General features: G+C 44.1%; 19 protein-coding genes. 7 read left to right on the top strand and 12 right to left on the bottom strand.

From position 1 onward, the window contains the following. Positions 1 to 115: 115 nt before the first annotated feature. Positions 116 to 271 (bottom strand): hypothetical protein, encoded by a 156-nt coding sequence (locus BLV90_RS16195; RefSeq protein ID WP_177167945.1) that lies wholly within the window; start codon positions 269 to 271, stop codon positions 116 to 118. Between the two features lie 213 nt (positions 272 to 484). On the opposite strand from BLV90_RS16195, the gene proC reads away from it, so the two are divergent. Next, on the top strand, positions 485 to 1,324 hold the full coding sequence (gene proC / locus BLV90_RS07495) for a pyrroline-5-carboxylate reductase (RefSeq protein ID WP_091738680.1): 840 nt from the start codon (positions 485 to 487) through the stop codon (positions 1,322 to 1,324). A gap of 253 nt (positions 1,325 to 1,577) precedes the next feature. On the opposite strand, the gene BLV90_RS07490 is transcribed toward proC, so the two are convergent. The 3 genes from BLV90_RS07490 to BLV90_RS07480 all read right to left on the bottom strand — a co-directional run bounded on the left by BLV90_RS07490 (position 1,578) and on the right by BLV90_RS07480 (position 4,311). Further along, positions 1,578 to 2,876: a S8 family peptidase gene (locus BLV90_RS07490; protein WP_091738677.1), complete on the bottom strand. Its 1,299-nt coding sequence runs from the start codon at positions 2,874 to 2,876 to the stop codon at positions 1,578 to 1,580. 146 nt (positions 2,877 to 3,022) lie between these two features. Beyond that, on the bottom strand, positions 3,023 to 3,472 hold the full coding sequence (locus BLV90_RS07485) for a GNAT family N-acetyltransferase (protein WP_091738674.1): 450 nt from the start codon (positions 3,470 to 3,472) through the stop codon (positions 3,023 to 3,025). Positions 3,473 to 3,627: 155 nt separating this feature from the next. Then, the gene (locus BLV90_RS07480) at positions 3,628 to 4,311 is read right to left on the bottom strand and encodes a hypothetical protein (protein ID WP_091738671.1); all 684 of its coding nucleotides are present in this window, start codon (positions 4,309 to 4,311) and stop codon (positions 3,628 to 3,630) included. Between the two features lie 290 nt (positions 4,312 to 4,601). On the opposite strand from BLV90_RS07480, the gene BLV90_RS07475 reads away from it, so the two are divergent. Together BLV90_RS07475 and BLV90_RS07470 are read left to right on the top strand one after the other, a co-directional pair. After that, on the top strand, positions 4,602 to 5,828 hold the full coding sequence (locus BLV90_RS07475) for a transporter associated domain-containing protein (protein ID WP_245726291.1): 1,227 nt from the start codon (positions 4,602 to 4,604) through the stop codon (positions 5,826 to 5,828). Between the two features lie 21 nt (positions 5,829 to 5,849). Further along, positions 5,850 to 6,770, top strand: coding sequence for a sporulation protein (locus tag BLV90_RS07470; protein ID WP_177167944.1), 921 nt, complete (start codon positions 5,850 to 5,852; stop codon positions 6,768 to 6,770). Between the two features lie 570 nt (positions 6,771 to 7,340). On the opposite strand, the gene BLV90_RS07465 is transcribed toward BLV90_RS07470, so the two are convergent. From BLV90_RS07465 to BLV90_RS07455, 3 genes are all read right to left on the bottom strand, one after another. Further along, the gene (locus BLV90_RS07465) at positions 7,341 to 8,615 is read right to left on the bottom strand and encodes a VanW family protein (protein WP_091738661.1); all 1,275 of its coding nucleotides are present in this window, start codon (positions 8,613 to 8,615) and stop codon (positions 7,341 to 7,343) included. Positions 8,616 to 8,789: 174 nt separating this feature from the next. Then, positions 8,790 to 9,929: an A/G-specific adenine glycosylase gene (gene mutY / locus BLV90_RS07460; protein ID WP_091738658.1), complete on the bottom strand. Its 1,140-nt coding sequence runs from the start codon at positions 9,927 to 9,929 to the stop codon at positions 8,790 to 8,792. A 38-nt stretch (positions 9,930 to 9,967) separates the two neighbouring features. Continuing rightward, positions 9,968 to 10,168, bottom strand: coding sequence for a hypothetical protein (locus BLV90_RS07455; RefSeq protein ID WP_091738655.1), 201 nt, complete (start codon positions 10,166 to 10,168; stop codon positions 9,968 to 9,970). Between the two features lie 749 nt (positions 10,169 to 10,917). Between BLV90_RS07455 and BLV90_RS07450 the strand changes: the two genes are divergently transcribed. After that, the gene (locus BLV90_RS07450; RefSeq protein WP_091738652.1) at positions 10,918 to 11,958 is read left to right on the top strand and encodes a mechanosensitive ion channel family protein; all 1,041 of its coding nucleotides are present in this window, start codon (positions 10,918 to 10,920) and stop codon (positions 11,956 to 11,958) included. A 54-nt stretch (positions 11,959 to 12,012) separates the two neighbouring features. Here the strand turns inward: BLV90_RS07450 and BLV90_RS16190 are convergent, their stop codons facing one another. The 3 genes from BLV90_RS16190 to BLV90_RS07440 all read right to left on the bottom strand — a co-directional run bounded on the left by BLV90_RS16190 (position 12,013) and on the right by BLV90_RS07440 (position 13,880). Then, the gene (locus BLV90_RS16190) at positions 12,013 to 12,162 is read right to left on the bottom strand and encodes a hypothetical protein (protein WP_177167943.1); all 150 of its coding nucleotides are present in this window, start codon (positions 12,160 to 12,162) and stop codon (positions 12,013 to 12,015) included. Between the two features lie 46 nt (positions 12,163 to 12,208). Then, positions 12,209 to 13,105 (bottom strand): DNA-3-methyladenine glycosylase family protein, encoded by an 897-nt coding sequence (locus BLV90_RS07445; protein ID WP_091738649.1) that lies wholly within the window; start codon positions 13,103 to 13,105, stop codon positions 12,209 to 12,211. A gap of 145 nt (positions 13,106 to 13,250) precedes the next feature. Beyond that, positions 13,251 to 13,880, bottom strand: a complete 630-nt coding sequence (locus tag BLV90_RS07440) for a 3D domain-containing protein (protein WP_091738646.1) — start codon at positions 13,878 to 13,880, stop codon at positions 13,251 to 13,253. Between the two features lie 258 nt (positions 13,881 to 14,138). Between BLV90_RS07440 and BLV90_RS07435 the strand changes: the two genes are divergently transcribed. Continuing rightward, positions 14,139 to 14,990: a DUF6612 family protein gene (locus BLV90_RS07435; protein ID WP_091738644.1), complete on the top strand. Its 852-nt coding sequence runs from the start codon at positions 14,139 to 14,141 to the stop codon at positions 14,988 to 14,990. Between the two features lie 81 nt (positions 14,991 to 15,071). On the opposite strand, the gene BLV90_RS07430 is transcribed toward BLV90_RS07435, so the two are convergent. Both BLV90_RS07430 and BLV90_RS07425 read right to left on the bottom strand, forming a co-directional pair. Further along, complete coding sequence (locus BLV90_RS07430; protein ID WP_091738641.1) at positions 15,072 to 16,328, bottom strand: O-antigen ligase family protein; 1,257 nt, start codon at positions 16,326 to 16,328, stop codon at positions 15,072 to 15,074. 98 nt (positions 16,329 to 16,426) lie between these two features. Then, the gene (locus BLV90_RS07425) at positions 16,427 to 17,602 is read right to left on the bottom strand and encodes an MGDG synthase family glycosyltransferase (protein ID WP_091738638.1); all 1,176 of its coding nucleotides are present in this window, start codon (positions 17,600 to 17,602) and stop codon (positions 16,427 to 16,429) included. A gap of 253 nt (positions 17,603 to 17,855) precedes the next feature. Between BLV90_RS07425 and BLV90_RS07420 the strand changes: the two genes are divergently transcribed. Then, the gene (locus tag BLV90_RS07420) at positions 17,856 to 18,905 is read left to right on the top strand and encodes a FecCD family ABC transporter permease (RefSeq protein WP_091738635.1); all 1,050 of its coding nucleotides are present in this window, start codon (positions 17,856 to 17,858) and stop codon (positions 18,903 to 18,905) included. A gap of 2 nt (positions 18,906 to 18,907) precedes the next feature. Next, positions 18,908 to 19,945: a FecCD family ABC transporter permease gene (locus BLV90_RS07415; protein ID WP_091738632.1), complete on the top strand. Its 1,038-nt coding sequence runs from the start codon at positions 18,908 to 18,910 to the stop codon at positions 19,943 to 19,945. The last annotated feature ends 4 nt before the right edge of the window (positions 19,946 to 19,949 follow it).

The following is a 19,949-nucleotide window of genomic DNA, read 5'->3' as shown; positions in this document are numbered from 1 at the left end:
GATTTATAAAACATATTTTCTGAATTGATTCTGAAAAGAAGTTATTTGTCGATTCACTCTTCGTGATATATCCATACATACCCTAGGATAAAGCCTTAAAAACAGCGCTTCCCCTTCATTTAGGGGAGAAACGTGTCAATGCCCCTTGACATTCTTTTACACTTGCCTGCATAATAATAAAAACTAAAATCAGATGACTCATAAACGCAATGACGGGATCAGTAAGAAGAGTGGAACGAACAGAGAGTGGCACCCATTGGCTGTAAGGCACCACCGTTACCCTCTTCCCAAACCCAGCCCCGATGCGGACGGTGAAGAATCGAACGGGAAACTCCCCTTATCGAGAGCGAACGGCATACACCGTTCCGCAAGTGGGGCACAAACGTGCCAAATAAGGTGGTACCGCGGAAGAGACCCTCTTTCGTCCTTAGGACGAGGGGGGTCTTTTTGTATATTTATGAACTTAAATTAGGGAGGGTCTCTCATGAGACACAGTGAACGCTATTGCTTCATCGGAGCAGGTTCAATGGCCGAAGCGATTATCAGTGGTATGATCGCTAATGGACGAACAGAGCCCGCTATGATTGATGTGGTCATTCGCAGTGACCGTGAGCGACTGCTTTATCTACAGGATCAATATCATATTCATTGTCCTGAAAGCCAAGAGGATGCTATTCATAAAGCAGGTACGGTCATTCTAGCTGTAAAACCAAAGGATCTCCTCGAAGCTCTCCAGCAGTGGGGGAGATTCATCCATCCTCACCAACGTGTGGTTTCGGTCATTGCAGGCATCTCCACGTCATTTATTGAACAACATCTTACAGCAGGGGTTACTGTCATCCGGACAATGCCAAATACCTCTAGTTTGATTGGTCGTTCAGCCACCGCGCTGTGTGGTGGGCTTCATGCTGAAAAGGAAGACCTCCAAGCCACCCAGGAGGATTTTAACGCTATTGGTTCCACCGTTCTCGTTGATGAGAAGGACATGGATACCGTCACAGGCCTCTCTGGAAGTGGTCCAGCATATATCTATTATTTGGTTGAAGCCCTTGAACAAGCTGGAGTAAATGAAGGGCTCTCTCGTTCAGTAGCTCGTCAACTTACATTACAAACGTTACTCGGCGCAGCACACATGCTTCTGGAAACTGGTAAAGACCCAACAGAATTACGGCAAAGGGTTACTTCACCTGGTGGTACGACGATGGTGGGGATCGAGACGCTCTCCAATCATCACTTCCAAGACGCTCTAATGAGTGCCGTCCATTTCGCCCGTAAGCGCTCAGAGGAATTGGGAAGTGCTTTTTCACCTTCAGCAACAAAATAGCAATACGATAGTTAAGTAGACTACTACTTTGCTATGTATCTTTAGTTATTCCCCGAAGCTAATATCAGCTTCGGGTTTTTGTTTCTCAAACTACGGAAGAAGTACGAATGATAACCGCAATAACTTTAAGGGTACGACTAAAGATTCTCAGCTATTTATTATGTAAACGGACTACCTCTGCTGAGCCCTATTTTGGACATAACAAACCCCAAGGCTGATAGCATTGGGGTTTGTTATTCCACCTAATTTTCACCTACACATCCACTGTTGAGCCCTGGAACTCCGCATATTGCTTCGCTAACTTCACTGCGGCAACTACATCGATATAACCTGCTTGATCCCCTTTAAACAGTCGTGCTGTATCCATGAGAATCGCCTTTACATCATTAGGACTCAAATGAGGATTCGCCTCTAGGAGGAGAGCAACTACACCTGCTGTCAACGGTGTTGCCATAGACGTACCCGACAAGCTGATATAATGCTCACCAACGAGGTTTTCAGGCATTTGCTTCTCAAGCGGTGAACCTGGAGCAAGCAAGGAGATGATATTGGTGCCTGGTGCATAAATATCTGGTTTCACGAGGAAGTCCAGTGTAGGGCCCCGACTAGAGTAGGATGCCTTTACATCATCCTTCAACTTCGGTGTATTTTTATCATCTGCTGATCCAACGGTAAGGATTAAAGGATCAATCCCTGGTGTATTTATTGACAATGGAAAAGGACCTTCATTTCCTGCCGCAGCACAAACGACAATCCCATGATGCCACGCTTTCTCCACTGCTTGACACATTAAGTCATCTACATAAGATTCAAAGGCTGGTCCGCCCAGTGAAAGAGAAATAACATCAATACCATACTTCTTCTTATTTTTAATGCACCATTCGACGCCACGGATGATCGTGGATAGTTGGCCACTTCCTTCAGCATCAAGCACTTTTATACCAATAAGATCTGCTTCAGGAGCAGGTCCTACATAAAGGCCTTCAGATAGCTGTCCATTACCTGCAGCATCCCCAGCACAGTGTGTACCATGCCCTTGATCATCATAGGGCTCTTTGCGTCGGTTCACCATATCTACAAAAGCTTTAATGCGTGAGGTTGGCTTCATCAAGTCACCGTGGGGGTGAATTCCGGTGTCAATGATAGCGATTGTAACCCCTTTACCCGTCAAATCCGACTTCGCCTGTACCTCGATAGCACCTATCGATTTGGTTGCCACATCAAGAAGAGCGTGCACCTTATGATCATAGTACACTTTATCCACACCATCATGATCGATAAGACTACGTATTTTTTCTGGACTTAAGCACCCATAGGCACCATGGAGAAAATCAAATTTCCCCTCCATAAAATTACTCTCACCATCGTTACACAGATGGAGTGCATCTTCATGGCGATGCTCCTCTACCTCACGATTAAAGCGAATGATCACAGGTAGAGATTCCTTCGTTTCATCCATATGTTGCACACGGTGATTCTTTAATTTTTGGACCAACCCAGGGTTTAGAAATCCAGTAGCTTGCTCAAACCATACTCGATCTTTTTTACCCACGAGCAGATCACCTCCATTTTCATGGATTCGTGATCACAGAATTGATCCCCTTCTTTTTTGTCAATTTCGAAAATTAATTATATTAAAAAACCTTATACCGGTTGGCAAAGGTTCGGGTAACATACAGAACTGCCTATATCGATTAGTTAAGATAATATCGGGTGAAGAGATTCTTGCAAATTAAATAACCAGTTATTCTCCACTAAACGAGAAGAGGGAACTCCCTGATAACCCATATGGGTATAGAAGGGACATAGCTTTTCTGTTCCTTCATCGATGACCGCCTGGATCTCTGTCACCCCTTTGCTGCGAAAACGATCCTCCAGCATCGTGGTGAGCTGGCGCCCCACTCCGCGCCCTTGGAAAGCAGGATGAACAGCAAGACAATAAAAGAAACCGACATTTTTTTCCATCGTACCGACGATTGCTCCGACCACCTGGCCTTCAATCTCCGCCACGAGAACTAAATCCCGATCATAAGCCAACTGTCGAGACAATACGATTAGAGTCTCTGCTTCTCTTTCTCTTGATGCGTTCTGTTTCCAGATCGCTTGGACGGAATGGATGTCGGACAATTGAAATGATCTCAGTTTCATCAATAAGCCTCCCACAGACGATGGTACGAACAGTTTACAGGAGCATAGTTTCCTATGCAATTGTGATAAAAGTGTGAAGAAACCCCTTTACCACCCTGTGTGTTTACTCATCCGCCTTTTTTCGGCAAATTTCGGCCCATCTTGTCCATAAAAGATTATTGACAACCTGGCCTTGGCAACAGCTTACTCAACCTCCAGAACCATGGAACTAGTAACAAAAGCGTACAAATGATTAACCATGGGAACCAAGAGATTAACCACTTTGCAGATACGGCAATCGCCAATACAAAACACCAAACGACAAAGAAGTACCTAGACATCACGATAGGTACATCTTTTGTCCTGAACATTACGGCTGTATAGATCAAACCACTGATTGCATAACAGGTGAGGCCAAATATCCCAATGAATCGAAAGAGAAGCTCTTCCCATGCACGGATATACGTTGCCAACTCTCCAGTAGGTGTGGCCAAAAACCATTGGGAGAGAAGGGGCATCAAGCGGATTTGAATCAAATCATGCAACACCCATCCCGATGCACCAATTATCCATATCATAAATGCCATTTGTAGTATTCCACGATACTGAGAATCCATGAACCATAATAGAATAAAGAAAACACTGGTCATCCCAAGTACAGATAAAATACTAACTCCCCATGACCAGCGAAAAGCCACTTCATTTATCCCAATCGAATACATGCGGCTTCCAAATGAATTACCTCCTCCTTGACTAAGCAATAAAAACGACATCACCGCTGCTACTAGGTTGCTTACTGCTGCTGATCGAGCTACCCAGGGAGTCCAAAATACCCCCTTTTCCCTCCATGATCGTGCCAACCTCATCACCTGCTTTCTATTTCTCTCTATTTCTATCCTATGAATATATGGCAGAATCTATTTCTCTACTTTTATTACATCTTCTCCTCACGCATTCCATTTCAAACCTCAGTTCTTCAACCATTGCAATTGACATGCTTTTATGGGTAACTGATAGGATTTACTTGTTTTTGTCCTGCGCATACCCCTACTCTTTTCTCGTATAGTTCGATACAATAATAATATCTAGTATTCTCAGGACATCATTCATTTTCAACAATTACAGAATAGGAGGTCATGAAGAGTTGGACGTGGACGACGACCTTATCTTCTTGATCTATGCTGGTTTGTGGATCCTCTTTACATTGATCCACTGTTGGTTACTAACGGTTGAATCATTATTAAAAACTAGTATCTCCTACGAGAAGGAACCTTCTTCTGCCCAGGAAAACCGAAGAAAGTCACTTTGGCGCATAGCCCGATCTGGGCTGACAATCACCTCTTTGGGCTGGATTGCGAACGGTATCTCTTTGCTCGTATTTTCCGGCTTTCCTTTATCCAACTCCAGTGGGTTAATCATCGCTCTTTCAATCCTTGTCATCGCTCTTCTCTGGTTCCAGGATTGGTGGGAGCATGCTATCATGACGCAACAAGATTCCCAAGGATTTATCGCCACTGTAAAAATGATGGCGCGAAAAAGCTTGTTTTTCCTTGGTACGGGGTTACATAAGGATAGATCAGAAGTTTCTGACCACAGAACTGAAGAGCCCCTTCTAAATGAAAAAGTATTGCAGTTCAATCAACGGATGGTACGTGAGGTGATGGTTCCACGCGTTGATATGGTTTGTCTCTTTTTGGAGAATCCCTTCACAGACAACCTCTCAGTCATTCGTCATCACCGCCATACTCAATATCTTTTGTGTGATCGCGATAAGGATCATATCCTTGGTGTCATCCACATCCAAGATGTATACGATCACTTACTTACCAAGGGCTCCCCTCCAATTCTAAGCACCTTTACTCAGCCAGAAGTGGTTATCCCTGAAACCATGGATATCATCCAAACGCTACGCACCCTAGAAGAGAAACAAGCCGGGATTGCTGTGGTAGTGGATGAGTTCGGAGGTACTTCTGGGATGGTTACCTTGGAAGATATCACCCGAGAAATGTTTAGTGACATTCAAGATAAATTTGATCTCAGTCCTCGCCTCTTCTCCGAAATGGAAGGAGGCGTCTCAGTCCATCCACGAGCACTTATCACAGAGGTGAATGAATTTTTCCATATCAACATCAATGACCCGGGAAATGATACGATTGGCGGATGGTTCTTTTCACAGTTGGAGAAGGTTCCAGAAAAGGGGGATGCTATCTTCTTTGGTGATTGGGAATTCATCGTAGAGAAGGCTCATGATCGTTGGATTGATCGCTTACTGGCTCGCCCCTTATCTAGAGAATCTACCATTCCCCTATTTACTCAAACGGAGACACTCTCTAAACCACTATCTACAGAAACTTACATGGACACATCCCTCTCTTAAATGAAGAACCAGGAGGTTATTATGTTTAAAAAAATGATGGCTAAATTGGGAAAAGGCGGAGCTACGGTAGATCTCGTTCTCGAAGGCCAGGATTACCTACCTGGAGAGAATGTTCATGGACAGTTAGTTATCCAGGGTGGAACCATTGAACAGGAAATTAACAAAATCGACATAGAACTCATGATGTATCTCCACTCGGGAAAGCGAGAGCTCAATCATTTGTTAGAGCGCTTTCCTTTTCATCAAGCGTTTACTATCCTTCCGGGTGAGAAAAAATCTTTCCCATTTTCTAGCCACTTACCTGATGACCTACCTGTCTCTGGCAACAAAGTAGCCTATTTTTTTAATACTCATCTGGATATTGCTCAAGCTGTGGATCACTCGGACCATGACTACATCAAAGTCCATCCCCCACATCCTTTACAGAAGGTATTGGATGCCTTTGCTGAACTTGGTTTACGAGAGAAGTATGATTCTCGCTCTTTCAATGGCTATACTCAAGAGTTCACCCTTTTTCCCACTTCTTTTTTGAAGGGACATGTTGAAGAGGTAGAATTCGTCGTGGGTATCGAGGATCAACGGATTCACCTTCTCCTCGAAGTAGATATTTTCACTTGGACCGGTGAGCGTGAAATTCGTTACGAAATATATATAGAGAAGGATGAATGGGAAAATCATGAGACTTTGTCGACGACCCTTCGCAGTATCCTTACGAATATGACAGAAAACCCATCCTCTTATCGGATACCAACTAAACATGGATACCATAAACACAGTGGTCTATCGAAATGGGGAGGAACCGTAGGCGGCTTTGCTACTGGAGCCCTCGGGGCCATCGCTCTCTCGGAATGGATCGATGATATGGATGGTACCGGAGACATCAGCGATTCTCTTGGGGATGCTTTATCTGACATAGGTGATCTACCTTTCGGGGATGACTAAAATAAACAAAGGCCTCTCATCTTTCCCCCTATCAGCTTCCTTTTCCATAATAGTCAACAAGACATTTTATCCCATATAAACAAAAGGCCACCTGCCTGAAATAGGTAGTGGCCTCAGGTTGTCGAGACTTTCTCGACAGCCTGAGCGTCCTAGATGGACGCTCACCCCTTATTTTTTCTGTAAGTTAAGGGAAACAAACATAGGGTGGATGGGTTTTGGTATGCCTCAATTATATGGCAGTGAATTGTTGAGAAACAGTGAAGGAAAAAGAGAATTTGTCCATGTATAGATAAAATGAGGGCAAATTATCCAGTTTCCTATAAAAGAACAAGGGTGTCCCTGACACCAATCATGGGTGTTCTCAGGCTGTCGAGAAAACTCTATACGCAAATAGAGGGGTTCAACCCCCTCTAGAATCAAATCTAGCCCCTTTATTAAGTTGATTTGTCCTATTATAAGAGAAAGCACCTCTTTGTTGAAAAGAGGTGCTTTCTCCACACACTGAGGCCACCACCACATAGGTAGTGGCCTTTTAAGTAAATGGATCTGACAACTTCATCATCTACTATTCTAATTTGGTAGACGGATATCGTGTACACCCGTTGGCGCAGATTGGACACCACGAGGTTGGTGGTAGGTACCAGGAACCGTATAGATATCTATGGTTAGAGCTCCTCCCCCTAAGCTCGCGCGAATCATCACTGGTTTAGCTAAGTTGTTGCGAAAACGATAATCAGGACCATACCAGGCAACCGTCGCATCCCGCCTTTTAGGTACATAAGTAACTTCTTTACTATGAGAGAAACGAGCCACCGTAAGAAGGCCTGCACTATCCACACTATTGTACAAAGTAGAGGACGTCTGACAAACTCCTCCTCCAAGCCCTTTTTCGTAGGCGCCTTTAACAATGATGATGGATTCTTTATAACCACGTGCCGTTGATCGTTCACCTACCGTTTTATTATATGAGAACACTTCGCCGGGATTGATGATTCGATTATTAAGCGCCGCAGCGGAGAGTCTCACATTCTCCGTCCGATTTCTATTTCCTGGATTATAGTAGGTAACATAGTGACCGATGCGTTGCCCACCTACTTGTTTTAAGTCTTCTTCCGATACTTGGGGTGAGTCTGAAATCAAAGGCACAAGATGAACACCATTTACCTTCCCTTTGATATTATCCGACCACTTTTCTAACTCCTTTACATCAAGTTTCCAACCCATTCTCGCCGGCTTAATAGGAGCACCTAAGCGTGAAGTATGGGCATTTACCGCTGGCTCATCTACTTCTTTCTTCACTTTTGCGATCCATTCTGCCCACTTTTTACTGTCTACCTTAGAGTCTTTCTTCCCGGTGTAACCCATTTTGCGAAGGTCCGCTGTCCATTCTTTTTTACCATAGACCAATGTGATCGATAACTGCTTCGGCTCTTCTTTTTTCTTCGAGGAGGGTACTGCTTGTGTGTTGGTCGGCCATGAGTAAATAATTCCCAAAGAGAGAATCATGATCACGATTGCAGCACAAATGATGGACCCAACAATTTTGGTCTTTTTACTCCAGTGATGAACTGGAGTAAGGTTCTCTTTTTGTTCCTCCTCAACGTCCTTTTCTTCCACGATAGGGTCTTGGGAAGATTTCAATATAGGGAGACCGTTCTCTTTTTCTTCTGCTACTTGTGACTCTGGTGAATTCTCATCCTGCTCCGTGGCGGGCTCTTCTGGTCGATTCTCATCATGCCCCGCGGTAGGCTCTTTTGTGCCATCATTCTGAGATAATTCCTCAGTGTTCTCTTTATCCGTTGTCTTTTCCCCCGAAGAATGTTCGTTTTTATTTTTTTCTTCCACGGGCCTTCTCCCCCTCCGACTAGGTCAAATCGTCCCATATCATGACGTCTCCCCAGCCTCTCGTTTTATTTCTGTACGTATCAATTCTATGGTCCGATCCCTTGTATTACACCGAAGTTCTGAATATTAACTAAAGGGAGGGCGAGCTTTCTACCAAGTAATTAATGCATATTTTTAGAGAAGGCGCCCTTGAAAGCCAGATAATCCTTTTTTTCTCTTCTCTGCTAGTGCAAACGCTTTACGGTATACATTAGGGAAAGCGAGCCTTCTTCGTTCCGTTTCATTCGCCCAACGCCATCCATCAGGGAGAACCGAAATATCCTCACGAACGAACCCGTCGACTACTGTAACCTGCCAACGTTGATGACTAAACACATGTTCAAACTCTCCTAACACCTGTCCCCACTCAACAGGAACCTCTTGCTCTGTCAAAAGAGGCACTAGTGAATCTCCAGGGACTAGTTCTCCCTGTCCCGCCTCCATGGTAGGTAATCCCCACATTCCTGCTAGTAATCCCTCATTCGGACGACATTGAAGCAGTACCTGACCTCCTCCCTTACGTATCCATGCCATATTGATCCGCATCGGGCGTGGAGGCTTCGCTTTCTTTTTCACGGGTAATTCAGCTTGAACCCCTTGTTCATAGGCCTGACATGTAGCTTGGACTGGACATTTTCCACAAGCTGGATTGACAGGTGTGCAGATCAGTGCACCTAGTTCCATCAATGCTTGGTTAAAGTCTCCCGGTCGATCGCTGGGAACGAGATGAGTCCCTAATACTCCCATCTTACGACGGGTAGATAATTTTACAATGTCATCCCACAGGGCAAACCAACGGGAAAAAACACGCATGACGTTCCCATCCACTGCTGGAACTGGTTGATCAAAAGCAATCGATAAAATCGCACCAGCAGTGTAATCCCCTATTCCTCTTAAACTAGCCACTGCCTTAGGGTCAGTCGGCACCTTCGCTTCATATGTAGCTGCAACCTCCTTCACTGCTTGGTGGAGGTTACGTACTCGAGAATAATAGCCTAGACCCTCCCAGGCTTTCAGTACTTGCTCCTCCTTTGCCTTCGCCAAGGCAGTGATATCAGGAAATGACTCCATAAATCGCTCATAATAAGGGATCACTGTATCGACACGTGTCTGTTGAAGCATGATTTCCGACACCCAGATACGATAGGGATCTTTGTTTTTACGCCACGGGAGTTCTCTTTTATTTTTGTCGTACCAGCGTAATAAATTTTCTCTAACAAAAGCCGTCCATTCTTGATCAGGGACCTGAACGGAATCCGCTATTTTTCTGCTCACAATCTACCGCCTCCTAGTTGACTTTAGCTATGATAGATCTAGGCGGCTTTCCAATCGACAGGATCAGATAGTTTCACTAAGCAAAGTCGTTCTCCCTGATTCGTCTCCTCCATGACCAATAAATGATCCCGTTGAGCAGAGAGGTAAAAAACCTTAACATTCGCATTAGTGGAATACACATTTTCCTCTTCCATCTCTTTACTTAGGAAGAGGACCCTATGACGCTGTCTTAACCACATATCTCCTGGATCATGCCATACTCTAACCTGCTTACCCTTTGCCTCTTATGTAACATTGCGGTATGCTCTGGTTTCCTGTTTTTTGAGATAGATCACTTATAAAAGGTCCCGGATGGAGTAGGAAAGCATCCTCGCGATAAACGCGAACCCCGCCTCCTTTTAAACAAGCAGTCTTTTTCTATATCAAAAGCATACGCTTCTTCTCCTTCAAAGCGAAAAGATATTTCCGGAAAATTTAACCTCTTTTAAAACCACAATACTCCCAATACTTACAAAGAGAATAATAATGGCCAGTGTCACTTTTCAGCGGACATATATCCAGCTGAGAAGGAAGCGGTGGATTACCTGCCGGATCCATTTTTTAGGCACTCGGGCCGAAGCCGCTTCTCCTCCATACGGTAAGTTCCCCTTTCAAACATAACCAAGTGGAGCACCGCCATGATAGCTCCTTATTAATCTTTCTTATGGCTATCGATTAATTGAGTGACTTCCCCCCTCTTATTGCTATGAATACGATTATAGAAAAGAGGGATTCCTAACAGCGATTGGGGACCCTCCTTTACATTCAGTGTATCAAAAAAAGAGTTCTCTTTAATACCCCTCTATAAGATGATTTTCCCAATTACCTTTACCTGTTGCCAATTGGAGAAGATAACCTCTTCCCCTCAGCTCCGCATGCTATGTTATAATGACAATTACTCCTTGATTCATTCAAATCTACCTGCCTTTGCAAAGGGTGAAGAAAACTAATGCAATGGATGTTGGTTGCTGCTGGTTTAAATAATGACGTTAAAGATGTACAAAAAAAAGCCGAAGAGATAGCACAAAATCCGGCGAAAAAATTTTGGGATCCATTATTTAATGATATACTGATCCCTCTATTTCAGATTGCTATCATAATCGGTATCACTTATATCGCACTTCGTTATGTGGGGCACGTTGTAGACAGACTCCTCAATATCAGTCGGTTCAAACAAAAACGTGGAGCTACTCTAGCCCGTCTCCTTAAATCCACGGCACGCTATGCTATTTACTTCATATCAGCTATTACTATTTTGAAACAGGTCAATATCGATGTGACGCCAATCTTGGCTGGAGCTGGGGTTATAGGTCTGGCTGTCGGATTTGGTGCACAAAACCTCGTCCGAGATATAATAACTGGCTTTTTCATTATTTTCGATCAGCAGATGGAGATTGGTGATTTTGTACAAATCAACGATAATATCCAAGGAACTGTTGAAGAGATTGGCCTTCGTGTAACCAAGGTCAGAGAGTTTAATGAACGAGTCCATTACTTTTCCAATGGTGAAATCACCCGCGTCACGAATTACAACCGTGATCGGATGCGGCCTCTGATGGCCGTCACTGTCCCCTATGAGGAAGATCAACAGTATGTTCAGAGTATATTGGATGAAATCTGTGAAGATTTAAGCCGTCGTTTTTCCCCTTATATCATTGAACCCTTCTCTGTTTTTGGAATTACCAATATCCAATCAGATGGAGTGGAATATACCCTAACTGCTGTTAGCACGCCAGAGGAATATTGGATGATCGAACGGGAAATGAGAAAAACAATTGTGACTAAATTCATTGAGAAATCGATTGAAATCGCTTATCCACGCCAAGTTTTAACTGCCTCCAACGATCTTCACGCTATGATGTCCAAACGACAGGAAAAGGAACGCTTCCGCGAAGTAGCCGCTACTACTGGAGATCACATCCCTCCTCGGAAAGATCGGGGAGGACCTAGAAAGGATGAAGATGGCGACGGAGATGGTGAAGCTACATGAAGAAGAAAAATACCCAGTAGCGAGTTCCTCGCTACTGGGTATTTTTCTTCCTACTTAGGTCATCGAATCTACAGCAAAGGCAACTACCAAGGTGACCCCTAAAGAGATTCCGCACCAGATAACGACTCGTTTCAAGTCATGGATTAACAACTTTACTGGATCGACTACCCGTGTAATAGCTTTTTTCTGCCGTTTTTTCGCCATCAAAAGTCCCTCCTCTAATTTCATGAACCAGCTAACATGCATCGATTTACGAACTCTTTTTGGTTGTACTCAGATAATCCCACAGATAAAAAACAGCATAGCTACGCCAGGGTGACCATGCTTCACCCAACCGGCGCACTTCCTCTTCTGAAGGTTGTTCAACGGTACCGTATACTTTACGTAGAGCATTTCTAAGGCCGATATCTGCCGCTGGGAATAAGTCTGGACGACCCATTCCAAAGAGAAGGAGGCACTCAATGGTCCACCGACCCACCCCGCGCAAGGGAAGCATCTTCTTAACGATTTCATCATCGGAGAGACTCTCCAATTTGCCTAGATCTAAACTACCATCCACCACGTTACGGGAAAGGTCAATCACATACTCTGCCTTCCTTCGATTAAACTGGAGCTGTTGAAGATCTTCATAGGAAAGCTTCGCTATCTGCGCCGGCGTGGGAAAAACCAACAATTCTTCTCCACGATGGGAGAGCCTTTCCCCTGAAATCTCAATCAGACGACGTATTAACGTTCCAGCGAAGGATAGATTGAGTTGTTGACTCACGATTGTTTTAATCAGACATTCATATGGCGAAGCATCCAACACGACATGTAAACCGCGACGTTCGCGAACCAGTTGTCCTAGATCTGGGTCACCGTCTATCCTGTGATAAAAAGGAGTCAAATCCACATCTAACGAAAACATTCGACGTAATATTTTCGTTAGTTCCTCCATTTCGATAGGAGAAAGATCCTCCCCTATTTCGACGGCTAAGGCATTACCCGTCCACCATAGTTCCACAGCAATGGGCTTTGCTCCGATGCACAACGTACGGACCAACCGACCGTCTCGTTCTTGATATGCTGATTTTTCAAACTGAGTTAGCCGGCGAGAAGTCTCCTCAAAGGAATAAATCCCCGTTGGCGCTAGCTCCAATCGTGTCAACCTGTCATCTCCCTTCCCCTAAAAACCCTCTCTATTATAGCATGTTCATCAAGGCTCATCCCTACATCCAGTAAATCAACTACTCCCTCTTAATCACAAACAAAAAACCCAGACAAAGGGCTGGGTCTTATAATTTCTAGTTCCTTTACTCCACCAATTCCACGCGGACATTCTTTTTCACACCAAATTGGCGCGCTTTCTCTAAGTCACTCATGTATATATCAATTCGCTTATCTTGAATCGCACTTCCAATATCCTGTGCTACCCGATATCCAATTCCTTCAATATAAACCCGCGATCCTATTGGAATCACATCCGGGTCAACAGCAATGGTAACCCCATCAGCTACTTGAGTTCCACTTGAGGTAACACCATAGCTGTCATCTTGCGGTTTCTTACCTGTCGATTCAGGCCCTGCAGTATAAGCGGTTAACGTAAATTCCCCCAGGGATTTACCACGCACCATCGTTGGAACGGTTTTACTAGCGGTTTTTACCTTCTTCACCGCTTCTTCTTTACCTGGGATCCTTAACTCCTGTCCTACTCGGATCAATGAAGGATTCTTTAAACCATTGATCCGAGTCAAAGTGCCTACATTGGTTCCATTCTCGTGAGCAATTTTATAGACCGTATCCCCTTTTTCCACCCGAACGGTTTTCTGTCCCTCCCGTGCATTAACACGACCTACTCCATCTGGAAACCATCCATGAAAAATCACCCATGTTAACACTCCCGCTGCGCACAAAAATCCTGTCATCCGACGGCTCACAACCATGATGGATCACCTCATAAGAATGATAGATCGAATCTTCGCTATCCATCATCGCCTTTCAAAACATGATCCATACATTGAACAGAAAAATTAGACAAGTGAAATTTTCCGGACAAAACCCACTATTTATCTAGTACTTTAATACTACTCATCGTCCTTTTGTCTCATTGTAACAATGAAAGAAATAGGATAACATCTTCCATGTTGTATAAATTATTTGTCAAGATATAGAACATATCTAATTTATTAGGAGGAATTTAATTGAAACGTCTATTTCAAATCAGTACAATGGTCATCTTTACTGCTCTACTCTCAACAGGATGTCAAAGCATTACAGCACCAGAAAAGCTCTCATTTCAAGATGTCATCAACCGAACCGCAAAAGCGGAGGAAAAATCCCATGGATCTCGGTTCAAAATTGACGGTGAGCAAACCTTTACTATCAACGCAAAGGGACAAAAACAGACCATCAACCAAAAAGTGGATGCTAATGCGGAAATGACTACGAAACCAATGGCTGTCCACTTCAAAGGAAACATCCAAGGAAATGGACAGAGTCAACAAATCGAGTCTTATCAGGTAGGAAGTTCGATTTATCAACTGGCTAACGGATCCAATTGGCTTAAAAGCGAAGGAGCCGATCTCGATCAATTTGCTAGTAATCAGACTCCTTCTGAAACCATTCAAAAGCTTCAGGGTCTCCTTTCGAAGCTGCAGAAAGACAAAAAGGATAAAGCATTTAATTTAAAAGAAAAGAAGGATAAATATATTTTAAGCATAAATTTTATAGAAGCTCCTGAAAATATAAAACAAATGTTTCAAAAACAAATGACTGGAGCAATTATCCCCCACCTTAAACAAGCAAGAGTCACTGTAAATGAGAACGATATTCAATTAAAAAAACTTGATCAGGTTATTACCATCGATAAAAAAACCTTTAAACAAGAAAAAATGGATCAAATCATGGAATTAAATATCTCCATAGCTCAGAATGGTGACACAGGTACTATTCATGGTAGTCAAAAACAAACACAGACCCATCAAGGAGAATATAAGGAAACCATCGAAGTCCCAGCAGATGTTAAAAACAATGCCAGTCCTGGACCTCAATAATAATATAAAAGATAAAAAAGGAAGGGTGACATCGCACCCTTCCTTTTTTTTATTAATAACATTACCCGATATAAACTTCGCCTATTTCATAGATGGTTCAATCTCTTTTTCACGACTGTACCGACTTGGCTCCAGACATCGACGTTCATACTGAGCGTTAATTACAATGATCGCAGTCATGAAGATCACACCGATTTGGGGATTGATAATGGGATAGTCATACATCCCATGTCCTAAGAGAGCAACTACCATAGAGATCAATACCCCTGCCAACCTTTTCTCCTTCCGCTCGCTAGCCGTCTTCCGCCAACGTCGTGCACGTGCCGTCGACACCACAATTAAAATGAGAAATAAAACTAACCCAATCACACCATACTCTACTGCTATCCCCAAAAAGACATTATGAGCATGAAACAAATAAGTACCCGACACTTGCTCGATTAAATAACCAAAATGGATGGGTAAAACTCCAAATACCCAGTTACCGAGAAAGATGCTAAAAGAGTCTTCCCATACATTGAGCCGACCAGCAATGGTCAATAGGAGAGAATCATCCCGTGGAATAAGACTCATATTTGTAACGAGAATAAGCGCTATGGTCACAAGGCCTAGAAAAAGAGCAACCGTTCTCTTTCGCTTCCCAGTCATCCATACTTGTACTAGCAAACCAATGACCAATCCCATCCAAGCTCCACGCGAACCCGTACACCAAATCGCAACACAGTAGTAAAAGAAGATCGCAAAAGCAGCTATCTTCTCCCAACGATTACGGGCCAATGAGGTAGCGTAAATACTAAGCAATGCAAGACACATCAGTAGTGCTGCTGCCAGATTGGAGTTAAAGGAAGGTCCAATGCTCCGTGGCCCTTCCGATTGCATCCGATAAAACCCCCATAGGATATTAATCGAAATCGTGTTATCCATAGGAATTAAGCTGAGACGTTGCAGAATCGTTACCGTCGCAGAATATAAACCTGCTAGCCAGAAGGTAGTATATAGTTTTTCAAAGTGTTTCCAAGACCATTGAAGACCTCGTTTCATCCATACAGCAAGTACTGCATATAGACCAAAAAATGAAATTGGAAGCACCGCTACCGGCAACCAACCTAAAAGGAGATACGGATTAAGTACCCAACTAATCGTGCTCAACGCGACGAAACCTATAAATATCTTCTCCGGCAAACCAAAAGGACGCCAACTTCCCTTCAATATTACAGGGGCAGTGAGCCCCATCACCAACAATATAACTACAGGGATCACCGGGGAGAATAGAATGGATACAAATAAAAATTGAATTGCTCGTTCTTTTATCTTACTTCGCCGCGGGTCAATAACCAACTTCACAAGCTCCCTTAACAACAAAATGTAAGTACTTTAGCATTATATCCATGGATAGACTAAAGAACAATAATAGCAAAGAAACGGAATAAATGGGATTATCGACCTTCATCAATTATAGATAATTTAAGTAGCCCGAGTACTTCACGGATACTCTGAGAAGGATGGATTTTCCAACGCCATGCTAACATCTGTTCCTTGAGCTGCTCATACTGCTTATCTCCAATAAGAAGTCGATGGAACCATTCATCTAATTCTTTCTCATTTGACACCCTCACAGCCATCCCTTGTTGAGTCATAAATCGTCCATTTCTCTCTTCTTGTCCAGGTATAGAGCCGAATAGGAGCAGGGGTTTTCCCTTGGCAATCGCCTCTGTACAGGTAAGCCCCCCCGCTTTTGAAAGAATCACATCCGCTGCATCCATCCAATCTGGCATTTCCTCCGTATATCCTGTGATTCTTATATGGCGGTGATCTAACTCCGTGCATTGGGATAAAGAAGCGTGTAACCGATGATTGTGTCCGGTACAGACAACAATCTGAAGGTGTTCTCTCCAACGTGCTGCCATACGTACTAAGTTTTCCGTTGGCCCCAGACCCAGTCCTCCACCCAATACAAGTACCGTGGGCATGGGTTGTAAGCCTAAGCGTCTGCGAATTGCCTCACTATCGCCTTTCTTCCAAAACTGCCCATCCGATGGGATCCCTGTCACTACCACACGCTCTGGGTTCACTCCCATCTCAAGCAATTGTTGCTTTACCCCATCATGGGGAGCTAAATAAAGATCTGTCTCTGCATAGATCCACGATCCATGGGCTGCAAAATCAGTAATCACTGTACATAGGCTTAATGAGATTCCATCTCGCTTTAAACGAGCAATTGCTGAACTAGCAAAAGGATGGGTAGAAACAACAACTCTTGGCGGAGAATCCGCTATGTATTCAGAGAGACGTGAGTACAAGATTTGGTTTAAACACCATTCAATCCAACGCGGAAAGGAACGGGCATGATGGCGTCCATAAACTCTTCTCCACAAACCTGGTGCTCTGCGAATCATACCCATATAGGAATGAAGTAGAGCTTGATTGATTTGGGGACGTAACTCCCTACCTAGCTCTACAAGGTTTATTTGGACAGAAGGGGCTAATTCCTCAATCCCGCTCGCTAAGGCCTCTGCAGCCCGGGTATGACCAGTACCAAAATTTTCCGAAACGAATAAAATATCCTTTTGTCCCGCCGTTGGAGACATCGAGGAAATTATCTGGTCGATCATCTTCTTCCACCTCACTATTATGCCAGGCAAGTTGACTCATATGATGCAACGTCATCGGGTTCCGTACGGTTTCAATTGTCCCTTATTATACCATACACGCCATTACCCACGGACATGTACAAACAATGTACCCTTTATCAGTGAGTTGAGAATGATAATCAAATTTATTGACGTATTCATTGATAATGATTATCATACAAGAAGAGAAGAAAACTTTACACTCCGTCTTTAGTAGACTCCTAGGAGATTGTCCATGCCTTTCCTTAAAAGATATCGTACAGTAGGTCTTTTTATGTCACTGATTGCCTTAATTCTTAGCTTTATCGGCAGTCTCAAACTAGGACTAACTCATATTAATTGGATGACTTTATTAGATGTTTGGCAGGCAACAGACCCTACTAGAGAACAACTCATCGTACAAAATACGCGGATCCCTCGTGCTTTGATTGCTACTTGTGTGGGAGCTAGTCTCGGCATGGCAGGAGCGTTAATGCAAGCCCTCACCCGTAACCCACTCGCTTCACCAGGTGTATTTGGAATCAACGCGGGCGCTGCCCTGTTTGTAGTTATCGCATCATCGATTTTTTCCGTTTATTCCTATGTATCATTTACTTGGTTCGCTTTTCTTGGTGCAGCCATGAGTGGGGGGCTTGTCTACTTACTTGGTTCTTTTGGTAGAGGTGGATTAACTCCGTTAAAGCTCACTTTGGCAGGTGCTTCCTTGACCGCTTTCTTTACCACCTTAACCCAAGGTATCCTGGTCTCTGATGCAGGAACCATGGATCAAGTACTCTTCTGGTTAGCAGGTTCCATTGCAGGTAGAAACCTGGATACACTCATCTATGTGATTCCTTTCTTTGTTATCGCGTGGATCTGTACCCTATCACTAGGGGGTGCCATTACAACTTTAACCATGGGCGAGAACGTAGCTAAAGGCTTAGGGCAAAGAACCGGCTGGGTTAAAGGGATTGCCGCTATTTGTATCATCCTTCTAGCTGGTGGGAGCGTAGCCATCGCCGGGCCGATCGGGCTTGTAGGACTTATCATCCCCCATATCGCACGGTCAATAGCGGGTACAGACTATCGATGGATCCTTCCCTACTGCGCCCTTTTAGGTGCCACCTTCTTATTGCTCGCTGACATTGGTGGCCGCTACCTCATTATGCCTGGTGAGCCCCTTACCGAGCTTTTGACTGGGGCAGGAGCAAGAATAACTTCGGATGAAGTACCCGTCGGCGTGATCACCGCCCTCATCGGCGTTCCTTTCTTCATCACGATTGCCCGAAGGAGCATCTCTGAGTAACTATGAAGAATTTCACAATCCGATCGCGCAAATTTCCTTTATCTAATCAAATCCACCTACCCTCACTCATCGTCTTTCTCATATTAGCTCTTCTCTGCGGAGCCGTTATGATCATCAGTGTCGGACTAGGTGAGATGAACATTTCTCCTCTTGATGCTACTCGTGCTCTATTTGGAATAGGAAATCCCTCTGACGAGGTCATTATCTATACATTGCGGCTTCCCCGTCTTTTAATGGCTCTGCTCGTTGGTGCTTCATTGGCGGTCTCAGGAGCAATTCTTCAGGGAGTGATGAGAAATCCCCTCTCTTCTCCTGATGTGATCGGAATTACAGGGGGAGCTTCTGTTGTAGCGGTCTTCCTTCTTACTTTTCTCACTGACCTAGCTACTTATTGGCTACCTCTTGCTTCCTTTGTTGGAGGAAGCCTAACTGCTCTATTCATCTATTCCCTGGCTTGGAAGCAAGGGGTTTCACCTTTACGCATCGTTTTGATCGGTATTGGCATCAACGCAGCAGCGAATGGGTTAACCACCTTGCTATTGATCCTCAGCCCAATGTATGCCGTTAACCAAGCAATGGTCTGGCTAACGGGGAGCGTCTACAGTAGCTCATGGAAAACAGTAACTACTTTCTTCCCATGGGCCCTCGTACTACTCTCACTATCATTTGTCATCAGCCGCCACCTAAATGCTCAACAAATGGGCGATGAGGTAGCAACAGGCATTGGACATCAAGTCCAGCGTCATCGTCTAATCGCTGTCCTTGTTAGTGTCGGATTAGCTAGTTCAGTCGTCGCTTTCACTGGACCGATTGCTTTCGTTGGCCTAATGGCACCCCATATCGCTCGAATGTTAACTGGGCCTTCCTACGGCAGGATGTTGCCGATAGCGGCCCTAGTAGGCTCCTTTTTGGTAATGAGCGCTGATCTGATTGCTCGTACGGCCTTTAGCCCTTTAGATCTACCTGCTGGATTATTCACAGCGGCACTCGGTGCACCATTTCTTATCATACTCCTACATCGCAGTGGACAAAAGTTTTAACTCC

The sequence above is a fragment of the Marininema mesophilum genome, from assembly GCF_900106775.1.
In the GTDB taxonomy this organism is placed as follows: Bacteria; Bacillota; Bacilli; order Thermoactinomycetales; family DSM-45169; genus Marininema; species Marininema mesophilum.
The sequence above is the reverse complement of the archived record's forward strand: the minus strand, read 5'-3'. Positions and strand labels throughout refer to the sequence as shown.

Bases quoted from the DNA above. Each gene is read 5' to 3' on its own strand.
- BLV90_RS07425 (WP_091738638.1), bottom strand. From the start codon at position 17,602: ATGATCGACCAGATAATTTCCTCGATGTCTCCAACGGCGGGACAAAAG.
- proC (WP_091738680.1), top strand. From the start codon at position 485: ATGAGACACAGTGAACGCTATTGCTTCATCGGAGCAGGTTCAATGGCC.
- BLV90_RS07455 (WP_091738655.1), bottom strand. From the start codon at position 10,168: ATGTGGTTAAGACAGCGTCATAGGGTCCTCTTCCTAAGTAAAGAGATG.
- BLV90_RS07420 (WP_091738635.1), top strand. From the start codon at position 17,856: ATGCCTTTCCTTAAAAGATATCGTACAGTAGGTCTTTTTATGTCACTG.
- BLV90_RS07415 (WP_091738632.1), top strand. From the start codon at position 18,908: ATGAAGAATTTCACAATCCGATCGCGCAAATTTCCTTTATCTAATCAA.
- BLV90_RS16190 (WP_177167943.1), bottom strand. From the start codon at position 12,162: ATGGCGAAAAAACGGCAGAAAAAAGCTATTACACGGGTAGTCGATCCA.
- BLV90_RS07470 (WP_177167944.1), top strand. From the start codon at position 5,850: ATGTTTAAAAAAATGATGGCTAAATTGGGAAAAGGCGGAGCTACGGTA.
- BLV90_RS07450 (WP_091738652.1), top strand. From the start codon at position 10,918: ATGCAATGGATGTTGGTTGCTGCTGGTTTAAATAATGACGTTAAAGAT.
- BLV90_RS07485 (WP_091738674.1), bottom strand. From the start codon at position 3,472: ATGAAACTGAGATCATTTCAATTGTCCGACATCCATTCCGTCCAAGCG.
- BLV90_RS07440 (WP_091738646.1), bottom strand. From the start codon at position 13,880: ATGGTTGTGAGCCGTCGGATGACAGGATTTTTGTGCGCAGCGGGAGTG.